The organism is Ensifer sp. 22521 (genome assembly GCF_052044795.1).
Classification (GTDB): Bacteria; Pseudomonadota; Alphaproteobacteria; order Rhizobiales; family Rhizobiaceae; genus Ensifer.
Map to the genome: position 1 here is coordinate 20,550 of NZ_JBQENM010000009.1, position 13,372 is coordinate 33,921.

Annotated in this window: 14 protein-coding genes; 4 read left to right on the forward strand and 10 right to left on the reverse strand. The window is 61.5% G+C overall.

Going from position 1 to position 13,372, the window contains the following annotated elements; all coding sequences use genetic code 11:
• Positions 1-7: 7 nt before the first annotated feature.
• The 4 genes from ACTJKE_RS15165 to ACTJKE_RS15180 all read right to left on the reverse strand — a co-directional run bounded on the left by ACTJKE_RS15165 (position 8) and on the right by ACTJKE_RS15180 (position 3,281).
• Positions 8-265, reverse strand: a complete 258-nt coding sequence (locus ACTJKE_RS15165) for a hypothetical protein (protein ID WP_156414768.1) — start codon at positions 263-265, stop codon at positions 8-10.
• A gap of 180 nt (positions 266-445) precedes the next feature.
• Positions 446-1,150 (reverse strand): HAD family hydrolase, encoded by a 705-nt coding sequence (locus ACTJKE_RS15170; protein ID WP_057256088.1) that lies wholly within the window; start codon positions 1,148-1,150, stop codon positions 446-448.
• Positions 1,151-1,154: 4 nt separating this feature from the next.
• Complete coding sequence (locus tag ACTJKE_RS15175; RefSeq protein WP_057256090.1) at positions 1,155-1,745, reverse strand: hypothetical protein; 591 nt, start codon at positions 1,743-1,745, stop codon at positions 1,155-1,157.
• 81 nt (positions 1,746-1,826) lie between these two features.
• Complete coding sequence (locus tag ACTJKE_RS15180; RefSeq protein ID WP_440691935.1) at positions 1,827-3,281, reverse strand: TrkH family potassium uptake protein; 1,455 nt, start codon at positions 3,279-3,281, stop codon at positions 1,827-1,829.
• A gap of 257 nt (positions 3,282-3,538) precedes the next feature.
• On the opposite strand from ACTJKE_RS15180, the gene ilvA reads away from it, so the two are divergent.
• Together ilvA and ACTJKE_RS15190 are read left to right on the forward strand one after the other, a co-directional pair.
• Positions 3,539-4,786 (forward strand): threonine ammonia-lyase, encoded by a 1,248-nt coding sequence (ilvA, locus tag ACTJKE_RS15185; protein WP_440691936.1) that lies wholly within the window; start codon positions 3,539-3,541, stop codon positions 4,784-4,786.
• Between the two features lie 76 nt (positions 4,787-4,862).
• On the forward strand, positions 4,863-5,183 hold the full coding sequence (locus tag ACTJKE_RS15190) for an HlyU family transcriptional regulator (protein ID WP_113737537.1): 321 nt from the start codon (positions 4,863-4,865) through the stop codon (positions 5,181-5,183).
• A 177-nt stretch (positions 5,184-5,360) separates the two neighbouring features.
• Here ACTJKE_RS15190 and ACTJKE_RS15195 read toward each other — a convergent pair whose 3' ends face one another.
• A complete protein-coding gene (locus ACTJKE_RS15195; protein WP_440692026.1) occupies positions 5,361-7,334 on the reverse strand; it encodes a bifunctional 2',3'-cyclic-nucleotide 2'-phosphodiesterase/3'-nucleotidase in 1,974 nt (657 codons plus the stop codon).
• 239 nt (positions 7,335-7,573) lie between these two features.
• Here ACTJKE_RS15195 and ACTJKE_RS15200 point away from each other — a divergent pair, with 239 nt between their 5' ends.
• Entirely contained in the window at positions 7,574-8,821 is a 1,248-nt protein-coding gene (locus ACTJKE_RS15200) for a diguanylate cyclase (protein ID WP_440691937.1), read from the forward strand.
• A gap of 15 nt (positions 8,822-8,836) precedes the next feature.
• Here the strand turns inward: ACTJKE_RS15200 and ACTJKE_RS15205 are convergent, their stop codons facing one another.
• Complete coding sequence (locus tag ACTJKE_RS15205; protein WP_057255972.1) at positions 8,837-9,298, reverse strand: Lrp/AsnC family transcriptional regulator; 462 nt, start codon at positions 9,296-9,298, stop codon at positions 8,837-8,839.
• Between the two features lie 157 nt (positions 9,299-9,455).
• Here ACTJKE_RS15205 and ald point away from each other — a divergent pair, with 157 nt between their 5' ends.
• Entirely contained in the window at positions 9,456-10,574 is a 1,119-nt protein-coding gene (ald, locus tag ACTJKE_RS15210) for an alanine dehydrogenase (RefSeq protein ID WP_440691938.1), read from the forward strand.
• A gap of 48 nt (positions 10,575-10,622) precedes the next feature.
• Here ald and ACTJKE_RS15215 read toward each other — a convergent pair whose 3' ends face one another.
• The 4 genes from ACTJKE_RS15215 to ACTJKE_RS15230 form a co-directional block, all read right to left on the reverse strand.
• Positions 10,623-11,090 (reverse strand): DUF1203 domain-containing protein, encoded by a 468-nt coding sequence (locus tag ACTJKE_RS15215; RefSeq protein WP_440691939.1) that lies wholly within the window; start codon positions 11,088-11,090, stop codon positions 10,623-10,625.
• Between the two features lie 91 nt (positions 11,091-11,181).
• Positions 11,182-11,745 (reverse strand): GNAT family N-acetyltransferase, encoded by a 564-nt coding sequence (locus tag ACTJKE_RS15220; RefSeq protein ID WP_440691940.1) that lies wholly within the window; start codon positions 11,743-11,745, stop codon positions 11,182-11,184.
• A gap of 4 nt (positions 11,746-11,749) precedes the next feature.
• Positions 11,750-12,604, reverse strand: coding sequence for a 3-mercaptopyruvate sulfurtransferase (sseA, locus tag ACTJKE_RS15225; RefSeq protein ID WP_440691941.1), 855 nt, complete (start codon positions 12,602-12,604; stop codon positions 11,750-11,752).
• Between the two features lie 16 nt (positions 12,605-12,620).
• Positions 12,621-13,370: an alanyl-tRNA editing protein gene (locus ACTJKE_RS15230; protein WP_440691942.1), complete on the reverse strand. Its 750-nt coding sequence runs from the start codon at positions 13,368-13,370 to the stop codon at positions 12,621-12,623.
• Positions 13,371-13,372: the final 2 nt, after the last annotated feature.

The following is a 13,372-nucleotide window of genomic DNA, read 5'->3' on the forward strand; positions in this document are numbered from 1 at the left end:
TTGCCGCTCAGGCGCTCTGTTGCTTAGGCTTCAGAAAGTAGAAGACGACAGCTGCGATGAGCGCGGCGATGCCGCAGAGGATGAACATTTCGAAATAGGGGCGGCCCGAATTGAATGAGTAGATGGCAGGAGCCACGAACGCCAAGACGACCAAGCCCGCCAGACGGGACGAAAGCACGCTGAGAGCGGAGACCTTGCGCAGCAGCCACCCGATCAGCGTGCCGAGCAGCAGCATTGAAATTGTTGCACCGAATATTTGTGCCATTGTCACTCCCCCCTGACGAAATCGCGATGGTATATCGCGCTGATTCGGAGTGCGGTGGATAGGGAGTACAACCGCTGATTTCGTTCGACGCGCTAGCGCGGATGCGGTCGCGATAGCCTCCGACGCCTCGCCAACAGCCTTTTGGTGGTGTGGCCCCAGGAGGGCAATTAGCCCGCGTGCCTAGAGCGGCAAGCGTTCAAGGATCGGCGGCAATCCGCCGAGATCGTCGATCTCGCGAAATCTCCGATGGTTCTCCGGCTTGTCGTGATGCTCGAATGCCCAAGTCAGTGCATGTGGGACGTAAACACCCCAGCTTCCCGCATCGAGGGCCGGAACGATGTCGGATTTCAGAGAGTTGCCGACCATCAGGCTTTTCAGCGGCCCGTCGCCATGGCGCTTGAAGAGGCGTTCGTAGGTGCTCGCATTCTTGTCGCTGACGATCTCGACGGCGTCGAAATAATCGCCAAGGCCGGAGGCCGCGAGCTTGCGCTCCTGGTCGAAGAGATCGCCTTTCGTGATCATGACAAGGCGGAAGGTGCCGTGAAGGGCACTGAGTGTTTCTTGGACATGGGGCAGGGGTTCGACCGGATGGACAAGCATGTCGCGGCCGGCCGCCAGGATTTCGGCGATCACGGATGAGGGGACTTTCCCATCCGTCACGTCCACCGCGGTCTCGACCATCGACAGAACGAAGCCTTTGATGCCGAAACCGTAGAGAGCGAGATTGCGTTTCTCCGCGGCAAGCAGCCGTTCGGACAGATGCTCGGTGTCGGTGTGGGGGCTCAGAAGTTCGGCGAAGCGTGCCTCGGTCAGGCGAAAGAACTGTTCGTTCTGCCAAAGCGTATCGTCGGCATCGAAACCAACAGTCGTTATTGCATGGGGCATGATCTTACGGTCCGGCAATCTTGAAGGGCTGGTCGACGCTAGCGGTCTTGCCGCTGTTGACGTCATTGAAATGGAAGCGCAGCACGTAGTCGCCGGCCGGCGCGCCGGAAACATCGATGGTCAGCGTCGAATAGATTTCCTGGTTCCTGAGGTAACCGGTGAAGGTGAAGTCGCCGAAGGCCTTCTGGCCGGCGAGAACGTCACCCTTCGGATTGAGGATATCGAAGTCGACGGTGAAATGGCTCTCGAGCTTGCCCTTCTCTGCCGCATCCTTCCAGGAGAGGCCGATCGGCTCGATGTAGGAGATCAGCGACTCTCCCTCCTTGAAGACCGAGCCGTCTCGCGGCTGGTACATCGCATAACCAGTCGGCTGCTTGGAGACGAAGATCGCCTTGCCGATCGCGAAGGGCAGCGTTTGCGAAAAGTCGCTCATCGCCTTGAGAAGCAGGTCTCGCGCCTTTGCCGCATCGCCCGAAGCGGCAAGTTTCTCCGCCTGCGCCGCCGCGTCGGTGAGCGGTCCGGCGTGGGCGATGGAGTGTCCGGATAGTGTCGTGGCGGCGCTCAGCGTCGCCAGAAGAAGAATATGTTTCACCATGACGTTCCCCCATCGCCGGATGACACCGACTTTCGGCATCTGCCGCATCAAGTCAAGACGATAGGGCTGGCCGGCCAATGGTCAATGCTTCCAGAACACCGGCGTCAGGATCACGAGCACGGTCAGCACTTCCAGACGGCCGAGCAGCATCATCAGCGACAGCAGATAGAGCTCGGGATCGCCGAGCGTCGAGAAGTTGCCGGCCGGCCCGATGATGGGGCCAAGCCCGGGGCCGACATTCGAAAGGCAGGTGATGACAGCCGATGTCGCTGTGACCAGGTCGTAGCCGAGCGCACCCATGGCGAGGCTGCCGAAGACCCAGAGCAGGATATAGGTGATGAAGAACAGGAAGATGGCGCGCTGCGTGTCGGCATCGACGGTGTTGTTGCCATAGCGCACGGCGTAGATCGCATTGGGATAGACGAGCTTGTTGAGCCCCGAGCGGATCGCGTTGAAGAGCACGATGAACCGATATGCCTTGATGCCGCCTGCCGTCGATCCGGAACAACCGCCCATGAAGGTCGCGATGAAGGCGGCCATGACGACGAAGGGCCCCCAGAGGCTGTAGTCCTGGCTGGCATAGCCGCTGGTCGAGAGGATCGAGGTGATGTTGAAGAAGGAATGCGCCAGGGCCAGGTGAAATTCGACGCCATTCGCCAGGCGGTGATAGACCGCCACTGCGACCGAAAAGGCAGAGAGATAGCCGAGAAAGACGATGATCTGCGGATCGCGCAGCGCGTCAAGCCGGCCGCGCGCCACCAGCACGATCAGGATCGAGAACGGCAGGCTGCAAAGCGCCATGAAGAAGGTCGCCGTCCAGAGCAGTGGAATACTGCCGAAATAGGCGAAGGATGCATCATGGGTGGAAAAGCCGCCGGTCGCCACCGTCGACATCGCGTGGTTGATCGCGTCGAAGCGGTTCATGCCGGTCAGGAAGTAGCCGATGGTGCAGAGGAGCGTGATGACGACATAGACGATCAGGAACGCGCGGCTAAAGCTGGCGAGGCGTGCAAACGGCTTGTCGCTGGTATCGGAGGATTCCATCTTGAAGAAGGACATGCCGCCGACCCTGAGATAGGGGATGATGAAGAGGCCGAGCACGACGATGCCGATGCCGCCGAGCCAGCAGAGTAGCGAGCGCCAGACGAGCAGGCCGGGCGGCGCGACGTCGAGCCCGACGATGACGGTGCCGCCGGTCGTGGTGATTGCCGATACGGACTCAAACAGCGCCTGGGCAAAATCGAGGTCGAGCGACGACAGCCAGAGCGGGATCGCGCCGACCACCGAAAACACGGCCCACAGCAGGTTGACGAGGACGAAGCCGAACTTCTTGGAGAAGGGCGGCGGCCCCATGCGGGTCGCCATGAAGGTCGCAAGCGACAACCCGCCAACCAGGAAGGCCGAGGCGGCGAAGATCTGCCAGTCGGGATGGCCGTAGTAGAGATCAACCATCGCCGGCACCAGCATCGCGCATGCGAGATAGATGCCGAGGATTGCCGCGATGTGCACAGCATGCCGGATCAGAGTTGCGTTCAAGCGTTCAATTTCCCGGAAAGCGTTGCGGACGTCCCAGCCGTTGGGGATGCGGCTGCATTGTTCACGGCGGTCCGATTCGAGTCAAAGCGATGGCTTCGGGCGTTGCAATGTGCAATAGCCACAGCCACTAGAGCGCTGTGCGTTCAGATGAACGCACTAAGGACGCTCTAGCATTTTGATTCTAGAGCATCTGTCCGCCTCAAGTGATTCCACTTGAGAGCGGATGCTCTAGCCAACTCAACGGAAGACCGCACGCGATGAAGCAGGATGTTGAAGCCGCAACCGAAGCCTTGCGGGAGATCTTCCCGCCGACGCCGCTGCAGCTCAACGAGCACTTGAGCGCGCGCTACGGCGCCAACATCTACCTCAAGCGCGAAGACCTGTCGCCCGTCCGTTCCTACAAGATCCGCGGCGCCTTCAACTTCTTCCGCAAGGCGCTGGGCGCCGACGCATCCGGCAAGACCTTCGTCTGCGCCTCGGCCGGTAACCACGCCCAGGGCTTTGCCTTTGTCTGCCGTCACTTCGGCGTGCCGGGCGTCGTTTTCATGCCGGTGACGACGCCGCAGCAGAAGATCGACAAGACCCGCATGTTTGGCGGTGAGTTCATCACCATCCGCCTCGTCGGCGATATCTTCGACCAGTGCTACAAGGCGGCGCGCGATCACGTCCAAGCGATCGGCGGCGTCATGGTGCCGCCTTTCGATCACGCCGACATCATCGAGGGGCAGGCAAGCGTCGCGGCGGAAATCGCTTGGCAACTGCCAGATGGCGTCACGCCCGATCTCGTTGTTCTACCCGTTGGCGGCGGCGGCCTTGCTGCCGGTGTGACGGGTTATCTCAAGGACGTGGTTGCAGCGGATCATTTCATCTTTTGCGAACCCGCCGGTGCACCGAGCCTGCGCGAGAGCCTCGAAACCGGCAGCGTCGTGACCCTCGACCAGGTCGACAACTTCGTCGACGGTGCCGCAGTCGGTCGGATCGGCGATCTCAATTTTGCAGCGCTCCGTCGCTTTTCCGCCGATCAGGTGATGCTTTTGGCCGAGAATGCGATCTGCCTGACGATCGTCGAGATGCTGAATGTCGAAGGTGTGGTGCTGGAACCGGCAGGCGCCCTTTCGGTTGCGGCCCTGGAAGTACTCGGCCCCGAGAAACTCGCGGGCAAGACGGTGGTTGCCGTCGTTTCCGGGGGTAATTTCGATTTCGATCGCCTGCCCGATGTCAAGGAGCGCGCGATGCGCCATGCCGGGCTCAAGAAGTACTTCATTCTGCGCATGGCGCAACGGCCCGGCGCGCTTCGCGACTTCCTCAATCTGCTCGGCGACGAGGACGACATCTCACGCTTCGAGTATCTGAAGAAATCGGCGCGCAACTTCGGCTCGATTCTGATCGGCATCGAGACCAAACACGCCGAGAACTTCCCGGTGTTGAAGGCTCGCTTCGACGCCGCGGGGCTTCGCTACCAGGACATCACCGAGAACGAAATCCTCTCCAATCTCATCATTTAATCGGGACCAGGGCGCTGCGGTTGATTATCGGCACTTAGGCTTTGACAGGGTTGGCCGCGGCGTCTAAGTCTTGGGCATGGCATCGTTTTTCTCGAAACTGTTCGGCCGTTCGGGCTCCTCTGAAAACCAGACGCAGGCTGCGCCTGGAAAGACCGTGGCCTATGCCGAATGCACCATCCGCGCGACGCCCATGCGCGAAGGCTCGCAGTTTCGTCTGGCTGGGAGCATCGAGAAGGCCTCAGCGGATGGCGGCACCAAGACCCGCAGCTTCATCCGCGCCGATCTCTTCACCTCGGAGCAGGACGCGATCGATGCCGCTCTGCGCAAGGGACGCCAGATCATCGATCAGACCGGCCCGTCGCTGTTTTCCGACGACGCCCAGTCGCGTCAGGTTTGATCAGTCGCCAGCTGCGGCGTAACCAAATTTTCTCAGATGGTTAGCGGACATTCTTAATGTCTCGCGCTAATTTTCATCGGCCTGTGTATGGATCGCCGGACCAGCTAGATCTTCATCGTCCGCTCAAAATGATGGGCCGCCTCGAGACGGGCGGCCCGACCCTGGTTCGCCTGAAGCTCAGAGCTTGATCCGGAAGCGGGCAAAGCCTTCGGCGGCGTCACCGGCATCCTCGATGGTCACACCCTTCACTTGCGCCAGGAACTGCCGGGCCTTCGGGCCACTGTCGAAGGTGACGGTCGTATTGGCGAGCGGCACGAAGGTCCAGTTGGCGTCGGCAGATGGATTGATCGTGCCCTGATCGATGATGTAGCGCACCACGACGTCGCGGTTGGTGTCGGGGGCGACGAATACCACTTTGTCGGCGGCGATGTCGGGGAAATTGCCGCCGCCGCCGGCCCGGTAGTTGTTGGTCGCGACCACGAATTTCTGCGCCGCATCAATTGGTTGCCCGTTGAACTGCAGGTTCTTGATACGGTTCGACGATGCATTGATCGTGTTGCCGTCCTTGTCGAACTTCGGCGGCACGGAAAGGTCGATCTGATAGGTGACGCCGTCGATGACGTCGAAATTGTAGGACGGGAAACCGCCGCTGATTAGCGGCGCGTCCGAGGCGCCTGGTTTGACTTCGTTGAAGATGCCGGCTGACATTTCCAGCCAGTTGCGCACCTGGTCGCCGGTTATGACGACGGCCTGCACCGTATTCGGATAGAGATAGAGGTCGGCGACGTTCTTGATCGCGATGTCGCCGGCGGGGACGTCGGTGTAGTAGTCCGCGCCACCGCGGCCGCCGGCCTTGAAGGGGGCGGCGGCCGAAAGTACCGGCAGGTCGCGGTACTCGGTCTCCTTCAACATGTCCTTGATGTACCAGGTCTGCGCCTGGCTGACGATCTGCACGGACGGGTCGTCGGCGACCAGGGCGAAGTAGGAATAGAGCGGCGCACTGGTCTTGCCGACAGGCGTGCGCACATAGGCGAGTGTTGCCTCGTGGTCCTTCTTCGCGGCGGCCAGCACCTCCGGCTTGTCGACGACCTCGGCGATCACCTTCTTCTCTTCGCGACGGTAGATCGGCCGCGCCTCGCTGGTTGAACTGACGACACGCCAGGCGCCACCCTCCCGTTCGATCAGCAGGTCGATCAGGCCGAGATGCGAGCCCCAGAAGCCACCCATGACGCCGGGCTTGCCGGAGATCAGGCCCTTCGTGTTATCGACCCCCGCGATGCCGTCGAACTTCGGCCCGGGGAAATCCAGGTGGCTATGGCCGGTCACGATCGCATCGATGCCTGCGACCGCCGCAAGCGGCACCGAAGCGTTCTCCAGGTTCTCGACATAGCCCTGCTGGCCGATGCCCGAATGCGAGAGAGCGACGACGATATCAGCACCTTCCTCGCGCATCTGCGGCACCCAGGCTTCGGCGGCCTTGACGATGTCTCGGGCATTGGCCTTGCCTTCGAGGTTCTTGGCGTCCCAGGTCATGATCTGCGGCGGAACGAAGCCGATGAGCCCGATGCGGACCTGATGTTCCGCGCCGGAGCCGTCTTTCACTTTGCGGTCGAGAATGACGTAGGGCTTGAGAAACAGCTCATCCTGACGCCCGTTGGCGGCAAGCGTACCCTTCGTCAGGTTGGCGCAGACGAGCGGGAAGTTCGCGCCGTTCAGGACCTTGAACATGAAGTCCAGGCCATAGTTGAATTCGTGGTTGCCAAGCGTGCCGCAATCATAGCCAAGCACGTTCATGGCGGCGATGACAGGGTGGATATCGCCGTCCTTCATGCCGCGCTGATAGGCAATATAGTCGCCCATCGGGTTGCCCTGGAGGAAATCGCCATTGTCGATCAGGATGGAGTTTGTCGCTTCGGCGCGGATGGCGTCGATGATCGAGGCGGTGCGCGCAAGGCCGACCGTATCGTTGGGCTTGTCGCCGTAATAGTCGTAGGGAAAGACGTGAACGTGCAGGTCCGTCGTTTCCATGATTCTGAGATGTGCCTGGTTGGCGGCGGCGCGGACGGAGAAGGGGTGCAGCATGACAAGCGCCGAAGAAGCCGCGGCCCCCGCGAGAAGCGAACGGCGCGTAAGGTGGAGCGGGGATGTCATCGATGGCATGCGGTCCTCCATTTATCAAGGATCCCGGTTTTTCCGAGACGAGTGCAATCCGGAGTTTTGTTCGCAGATACGCGAACCACGGTGGGTTGGCGGCGACTATGCCGGAAAGGCGACATTTCCGAAAGCGGCAGATTTTCGCATTCCGGCGGCTGACAGCCGCGGGTTCCGCTAAAGTTTTCTTCAAACTTCCTGTTTAACCGTGCTTCGGGAAACGGAACTTTTTCAAGCACATGCCAAACGCCAACCTTCTTCTCTTCGTCGGCGAGGCGCTGGTCTACGTTACGGCGATGATCGGGCTGCTGCATCTTCGCGCCCGCTTGGGGCTTGGCGTCTTCGTCGCCGCACTCGGCGTCATGCACTTCATCGAGACCTATCTCGCCGCCGTCTTCTATGTGCAACTGCCGTTCGGCGTGATCTCGCCAGGCTCTGCTGTCCTTTTCTCCGGCAAGCTGATGATGATCCTGCTCCTTTATGTGAAGGAAGACGCGGCAACCGTTCGCCAGCCGATCTACGGCTTGCTCGCCGGTAATTTCCTGACGGTCGCGCTCAGCCTTCTGCTGCGCCAGCACGACACCGTAGCGATCGTGGCGGAGCGGTCCGCCGACCTCGCCTTCATCGACGAGATGGGGTGGCTGATGGTCTGGGGCACGACAATCCTCTATTTCGATTCGCTGATGATCATTCTGCTTTACGAGCGACTGGGCCGGTGGTTGCGGCGCTTCGTGACGCTCCGATTTCTCATCTGCGGCGTCGTCGTGCTGACATTCGATCAGGCTGCCTTCTACGCGGCACTTCGCTGGTGGAACGGTGCACCCTTCGAGGTCTTCTGGGGTGGTTGGATGGCGAAGATGCTGGCAGCACCCTTCTATGCGATCGCGATCGGACTTTATCTCAATGCCTCGCGCCATCCGTTCCTGGCGATGTCGGACCGGCCGCTTGGCGACATCTTCAATGCATTGACGTTCCGCGAACGCTACGAGGACCTGCTGTCCCGGTCCGGGCAGGATACGCTGACGGGTTCGCTCGATCGCAGCCGGTTCGAGATCGAAGCGCCGGCAATGCTGCGCGCGGCGAGCGCCGACAATGCGGCCGTCACCTTGATGATCATCGACGTCGACCATTTCAAGGGCGTCAACGACCGCTTCGGCCACCAGGAGGGCGACCGCGTCCTGCAGCGGCTGGTCGAGACGGTGAAGTCGAAGTTGCGTCCGGTCGACCGACTGTTTCGATATGGTGGCGAGGAGTTCGTGATCCTTTGCCCGGCAATGGCTCATGGCGATGCTTTGCGGCGCGCGGACGAGATTCGCGTTGCCGTGTCGGATCGCGTCTCGACCCCGGACGGACAGCCGGTGACCGCAAGCATCGGTCTGTCGTCGACGCCGGACGACGGGGCGGCGATCGAGAACCTGCTGTCGGAGGCAGATCTTCGGCTCTACGCCGCCAAGGGACGGGGCCGCGACTGCGTCGTCGGCCGTTAGGCTGCATTCAATCCTTCAAATGCCGACATTCGGCCGGTCGATCACTTCCCGCAGCGAGAAGCTGGAATTGATCTTGACCACATGGGGGAGCGCCGAGAGCCAATCGCGGTGGATGCGCTCGTAATCCTGAAGGTCCTTGGCGGCGACCCTCAGGATGTAGTCGTACTCGCCTGACATCAGGTAGCAGACGAGTACGTTCGGACAGAGCTTCACCGCCGCTTCGAACTCGGCGAGCGTCTTGGCGAACTGGCCCGACAGCGAAATATGGACGATCACCATGATCTGGTAGTCGAGCGCCTTATGGGCGATGCGGGCATGATAGCCGGCAATCGTTCCTGATTTCTCCAGGATATCGACTCGTCGCGAACAGGCTGACGGAGAGAGCCCGACCTTCGCCGCGAGGTCGGCATTCGAGATGCGGCCATTCTGCTGGAGAATGCGCAGAATCGCATGATCGATGGCATCGAGTTCACTCATTCGTGTTTCCCCCCAATCATGCGTCACTTCACGCAATATTCTTCGAAATCAATGCGCCCCGGGTTTCGTCTTTGCAAGGACATTCGATTCACGGCGTGTTTTGCTGAATACCTCGTCAAAAGTGGCGAAAAGCCCATAACAGGAGAGGAACGCGAGGATGCGTGTCGGTTGCCCGAAGGAAATCAAAAACCATGAATATAGAGTCGGCCTGACGCCCGGCTCGGTGCGTGAATATGTTGCCCATGGCCACGAGGTGATCGTGGAAACCAAGGCCGGGGCAGGGATCGGCGCGGATGACGATGCTTACCGTGCCGCTGGCGCGAAGATTGTCGCGACGGCAAAGGAAGTGTTCGAAAAATCGGACATGATCGTCAAGGTCAAGGAGCCACAGCCCTCCGAATGGGTGCAGCTCCGCGAAGGCCAGATTCTCTACACCTATCTGCATCTTGCGCCCGATCCGGAACAGACCAAGGGTCTGCTCAATTCCGGCGTCACGGCGATCGCCTATGAAACCGTCACCGACGACCGCGGCGGTCTGCCGCTGCTTGCGCCGATGTCCGAGGTTGCCGGACGCCTGGCCATCCAGGCGGGCGCGACGTCGCTGCAGAAGGCCAATGGCGGCCGCGGTATCCTGCTCGGCGGCGTGCCGGGCGTACTGCCGGCGAAGGTGGCCGTCATCGGCGGCGGCGTCGTCGGCCTGCATGCGGCGCGCATGGCGGCCGGGCTTGGCGCCGACGTCTCCATTATCGATCGCTCGATCCCGCGCCTGCGCCAGCTCGACGATCTTTTCGCCGGCCGCGTGCACACACGCTACTCGACCATCGACGCGCTGGAGGAGGAAGTCTTCTCCGCCGATCTGGTAGTCGGGGCAGTGCTCATCCCGGGGGCTGCGGCGCCGAAGCTCGTGACCCGCGAAATGCTGACCGGCATGAAGAAGGGGGCCGTCATCGTTGACGTCGCGATCGACCAGGGCGGCTGCTTCGAGACATCCCACGCGACGACGCATTCCGACCCGACCTACGAGGTCGATGGCATCGTGCATTATTGCGTGGCGAACATGCCGGGCGCCGTGCCGGTGACCTCTGCGCATGCGCTCAACAACGCCACGCTGCACTACGGCCTGCAGCTCGCGGATAAGGGCCTGAAGGCGATTGCCGAGGATCGGCATCTGCGTGCCGGTCTGAATGTTCATCGCGGACGCGTCACCAACGCGCCAGTGGCCGAAGCGCTCGGTTATGATGCCTTTGCGCCCGAGGCTGTGCTGAACGTCGCCTGACGGAACGAGGCTTTCGGCCCGGCAGCAATGCCGGGCCGAATTTGGTGGTCAGGTCAGCTCGATCCGGCACTGGTAACAATTGTTCTTGGCCGAACGCACATGCACGGAGGCAACGTCCGGTCGGGCCAGCAGTTCTTCCGCTCGCGCTTGCAACTGCTCCGTCGGAACGACACCGCCGGTCCCGTAGACGATCCGTTCGCTCTCGCCATAACCGCGCAGCAGATAGCTGACACTCGAAGCCAAGATCGGCGGAAGCGTATCGCCGTCATGCGCCGGACATTCCTCGGCATGCATGAACACAGGGCCGGTCTCCGCATAGGGCTGCAACGTCGAAAACGGCCGCAGAGCGAAGATCAGATAGGGCTCGCCGGCTCCGACATTGCGCAGGCAGTGCCGGCAGGGCACGCCGTCACCATCGGATATCTCTCGCTCCGGCCGGTTGCCATAGGCATCCGGCCCGCCCTCGCGGATCCGCCGCGCTTCGTCGTCGGACATTGGAATGTAGCGCAACGTCATGGCGCATCTCCTTGATCGGTTTGATTGTTCGATCAGGAGATTGCGCCGGTCGCGATCGTTTCGACACCCGGAACTTGCCGGGCGAGATGCGTCAGAGATTTTTCGCCAGGGTCAGCAGTTCGTCGTCGGTCAAAGGTTCGACCGTGGTCTCACGGGTGGCGACCGGCGAGAAGCCGAATTGCTGGTAAAGCTGCAGTGCGCGGGGGTGATCCAGATTGTTGGTCGTTACCGTCAGCTTGCTCGGGTTCAGCGCCCAGGCGGCAAACAGCGTCTGGAGCAGGAACCACTTGCCGAGGCCAAGCCCGAGCGCATGTTCCATCAGCCCGAAATGGACAAGCTCGACGACGTCGTCCTCGCCCTGGCGCAGCTCGAAGAAGCCGGCCGGCGCGCCGTTGACATAGAGCACCGTGACACTCGTGCGCTTGTCGCCGAGCACGGCGGCGAGTTCCTCGTCGTTCATCCGCAGCCGCTCGGTCCAGTGCCAGCGGCGGCCGACACGCAGGTACAGGAATCGATAGTAGCTGAGCGGAATGTCGGAGACGCGCAGGATGGCGGTCTGGATATTGACGGGCATCGGCAGGCTCTGCTTCGGCGCCGCCGTCATCTCGAGTTCGGTTACGTGTGCTGTCAGGGGGGCGAGCTTCGGCGAGCGCATGATTTCACTCTCGACCGGTTACGATCGTCGTGTCTGCGCGGCCACCCCACTCCGACCAGGAACCGTCATAGAGCGTGTTGTTCGTGTGGCCGAGCGATTGCAGCGCCAGCGTGATGATGGCGGCGGTGACACCGGAGCCGCAGGTCGTAACGACAGGTTTGGAAAGATCGACGCCGGCGTCGGCGAAAGTTTGGCGAAGCGTCGCGAGATCCTTGAACTTTCCGTTTTCCGAAAAAGTGCCGGAGGGAAGGCTGTACGCCCCGGGCATATGGCCCGAGCGCATGCCGGCACGCGGCTCCGGCTCCTCGCCATAGAAGCGTCCGGCACCGCGGGCATCGGCGATCTGGATCGAGCCATCGGCAACGATTTCCGTCATCCGTGCGAAGGAAGTCACGGCCGCCGGATTGAAATTGACGTTGAACGTTACCGGCTTCGGTGAGGGTACCTCGGTGCTGACGGGGCGGCCCTCCGTATTCCAGCCGTCCATGCCGCCGTCGAGCACGTAGACGTTCCTGGCGCCCATGATGCGCAGCATCCACCACACGCGCGGAGCGGTCATGATGCCGGGACCGTCATAGACGACGATCGTGTCCTTTTCGCTGACGCCCAGCGCACCAACCGCCGAGGCAAAGGCTTCCGGCGAGGGCAGGGTGTGGGGCAGGCCGCTCGTGTGGTCGGCAATAACGTCCTGATCGAAGAAGACGGCGCCGGGAATGTGCCCGGCATCGTATTCCGCCTTCGGGTTGCGGTTCTGGGCCGGCAGGTACCAGGCGGCGTCGAGGATCCGGATCGCGGGATCGCCGAGGCGCTCCTGCAGCCAATCGGCCGATACGACAAAGGCGCTTTTGTTGTTGGTCACAGTCGCAACTCCCTACTCAAACTGATGCGCGATCTTCGGGCATGCCGAAGCGGATACGGAACCGACGGTTCTCCTTACCCTTTTTCTCGATCTTGGCGATGTGGATGGCGCCCACTTCCTGCGTTTCCGACACATGGGTACCGCCGCAGGGCTGGCTATCCACTGCCGAATTTTCGCCGATGCAGACAAGGCTGACGCGCCCAAGGCCGCCAGGCGGGCGCACATTCTTCGATTTGACGATGCCGGGATTGGCGGCGAGTTCCTCGTCGGTGATCCACTGGACGTAGACAGGATGGTTTTCTTCGACGAGCTTCATCAGCGCCGTGGTGACGTCGTCCCTGTCGATCGTCTCGCTCATGTCGAAATCGACACGGCTCTCGTCTTCGCCGACCGAGGCTCCGGTGATCGGGAAGGGGCAGACGACCGAGAGCAGATGGCAGGCGGTGTGCATGCGCATCAGGCGATAGCGGCGGGGCCAGTCGATATGCAGAACGAGTCTCTCGCCAACAGCCGGTACCGACTGCCCTTCGGCCGGCACATGGACGATGATATCCTTGGTTTCGCCGTGACGGGCGACCGCGATGTCGATCCGGCTGCCATCGGCCCGCTCCAGAAAGCCGGTGTCGCCGGGCTGGCCGCCGGAGGTTGCGTAGAAGCAGGTTTGATCCAGTTCGATCCCGCCATCTTCCAGAATTCCGGTGACGCTTGCTTCGCAGGTCGAGAGGTAGAAATCGTCTCGGAAAAGGGCGGTCACGGTCCTGGTCATCG

Bases quoted from the DNA above. Each gene is read 5' to 3' on its own strand.
- ACTJKE_RS15215 (WP_440691939.1), bottom strand. From the start codon at position 11,090: ATGACGTTGCGCTACATTCCAATGTCCGACGACGAAGCGCGGCGGATC.
- ACTJKE_RS15200 (WP_440691937.1), top strand. From the start codon at position 7,574: ATGCCAAACGCCAACCTTCTTCTCTTCGTCGGCGAGGCGCTGGTCTAC.
- ACTJKE_RS15165 (WP_156414768.1), bottom strand. From the start codon at position 265: ATGGCACAAATATTCGGTGCAACAATTTCAATGCTGCTGCTCGGCACG.
- ACTJKE_RS15205 (WP_057255972.1), bottom strand. From the start codon at position 9,298: ATGAGTGAACTCGATGCCATCGATCATGCGATTCTGCGCATTCTCCAG.
- ACTJKE_RS15170 (WP_057256088.1), bottom strand. From the start codon at position 1,150: ATGCCCCATGCAATAACGACTGTTGGTTTCGATGCCGACGATACGCTT.
- ACTJKE_RS15195 (WP_440692026.1), bottom strand. From the start codon at position 7,334: ATGACATCCCCGCTCCACCTTACGCGCCGTTCGCTTCTCGCGGGGGCC.
- ald (WP_440691938.1), top strand. From the start codon at position 9,456: ATGCGTGTCGGTTGCCCGAAGGAAATCAAAAACCATGAATATAGAGTC.
- ilvA (WP_440691936.1), top strand. From the start codon at position 3,539: ATGAAGCAGGATGTTGAAGCCGCAACCGAAGCCTTGCGGGAGATCTTC.
- ACTJKE_RS15190 (WP_113737537.1), top strand. From the start codon at position 4,863: ATGGCATCGTTTTTCTCGAAACTGTTCGGCCGTTCGGGCTCCTCTGAA.
- ACTJKE_RS15175 (WP_057256090.1), bottom strand. From the start codon at position 1,745: ATGGTGAAACATATTCTTCTTCTGGCGACGCTGAGCGCCGCCACGACA.
- ACTJKE_RS15230 (WP_440691942.1), bottom strand. From the start codon at position 13,370: ATGACCAGGACCGTGACCGCCCTTTTCCGAGACGATTTCTACCTCTCG.
- ACTJKE_RS15220 (WP_440691940.1), bottom strand. From the start codon at position 11,745: ATGCGCTCGCCGAAGCTCGCCCCCCTGACAGCACACGTAACCGAACTC.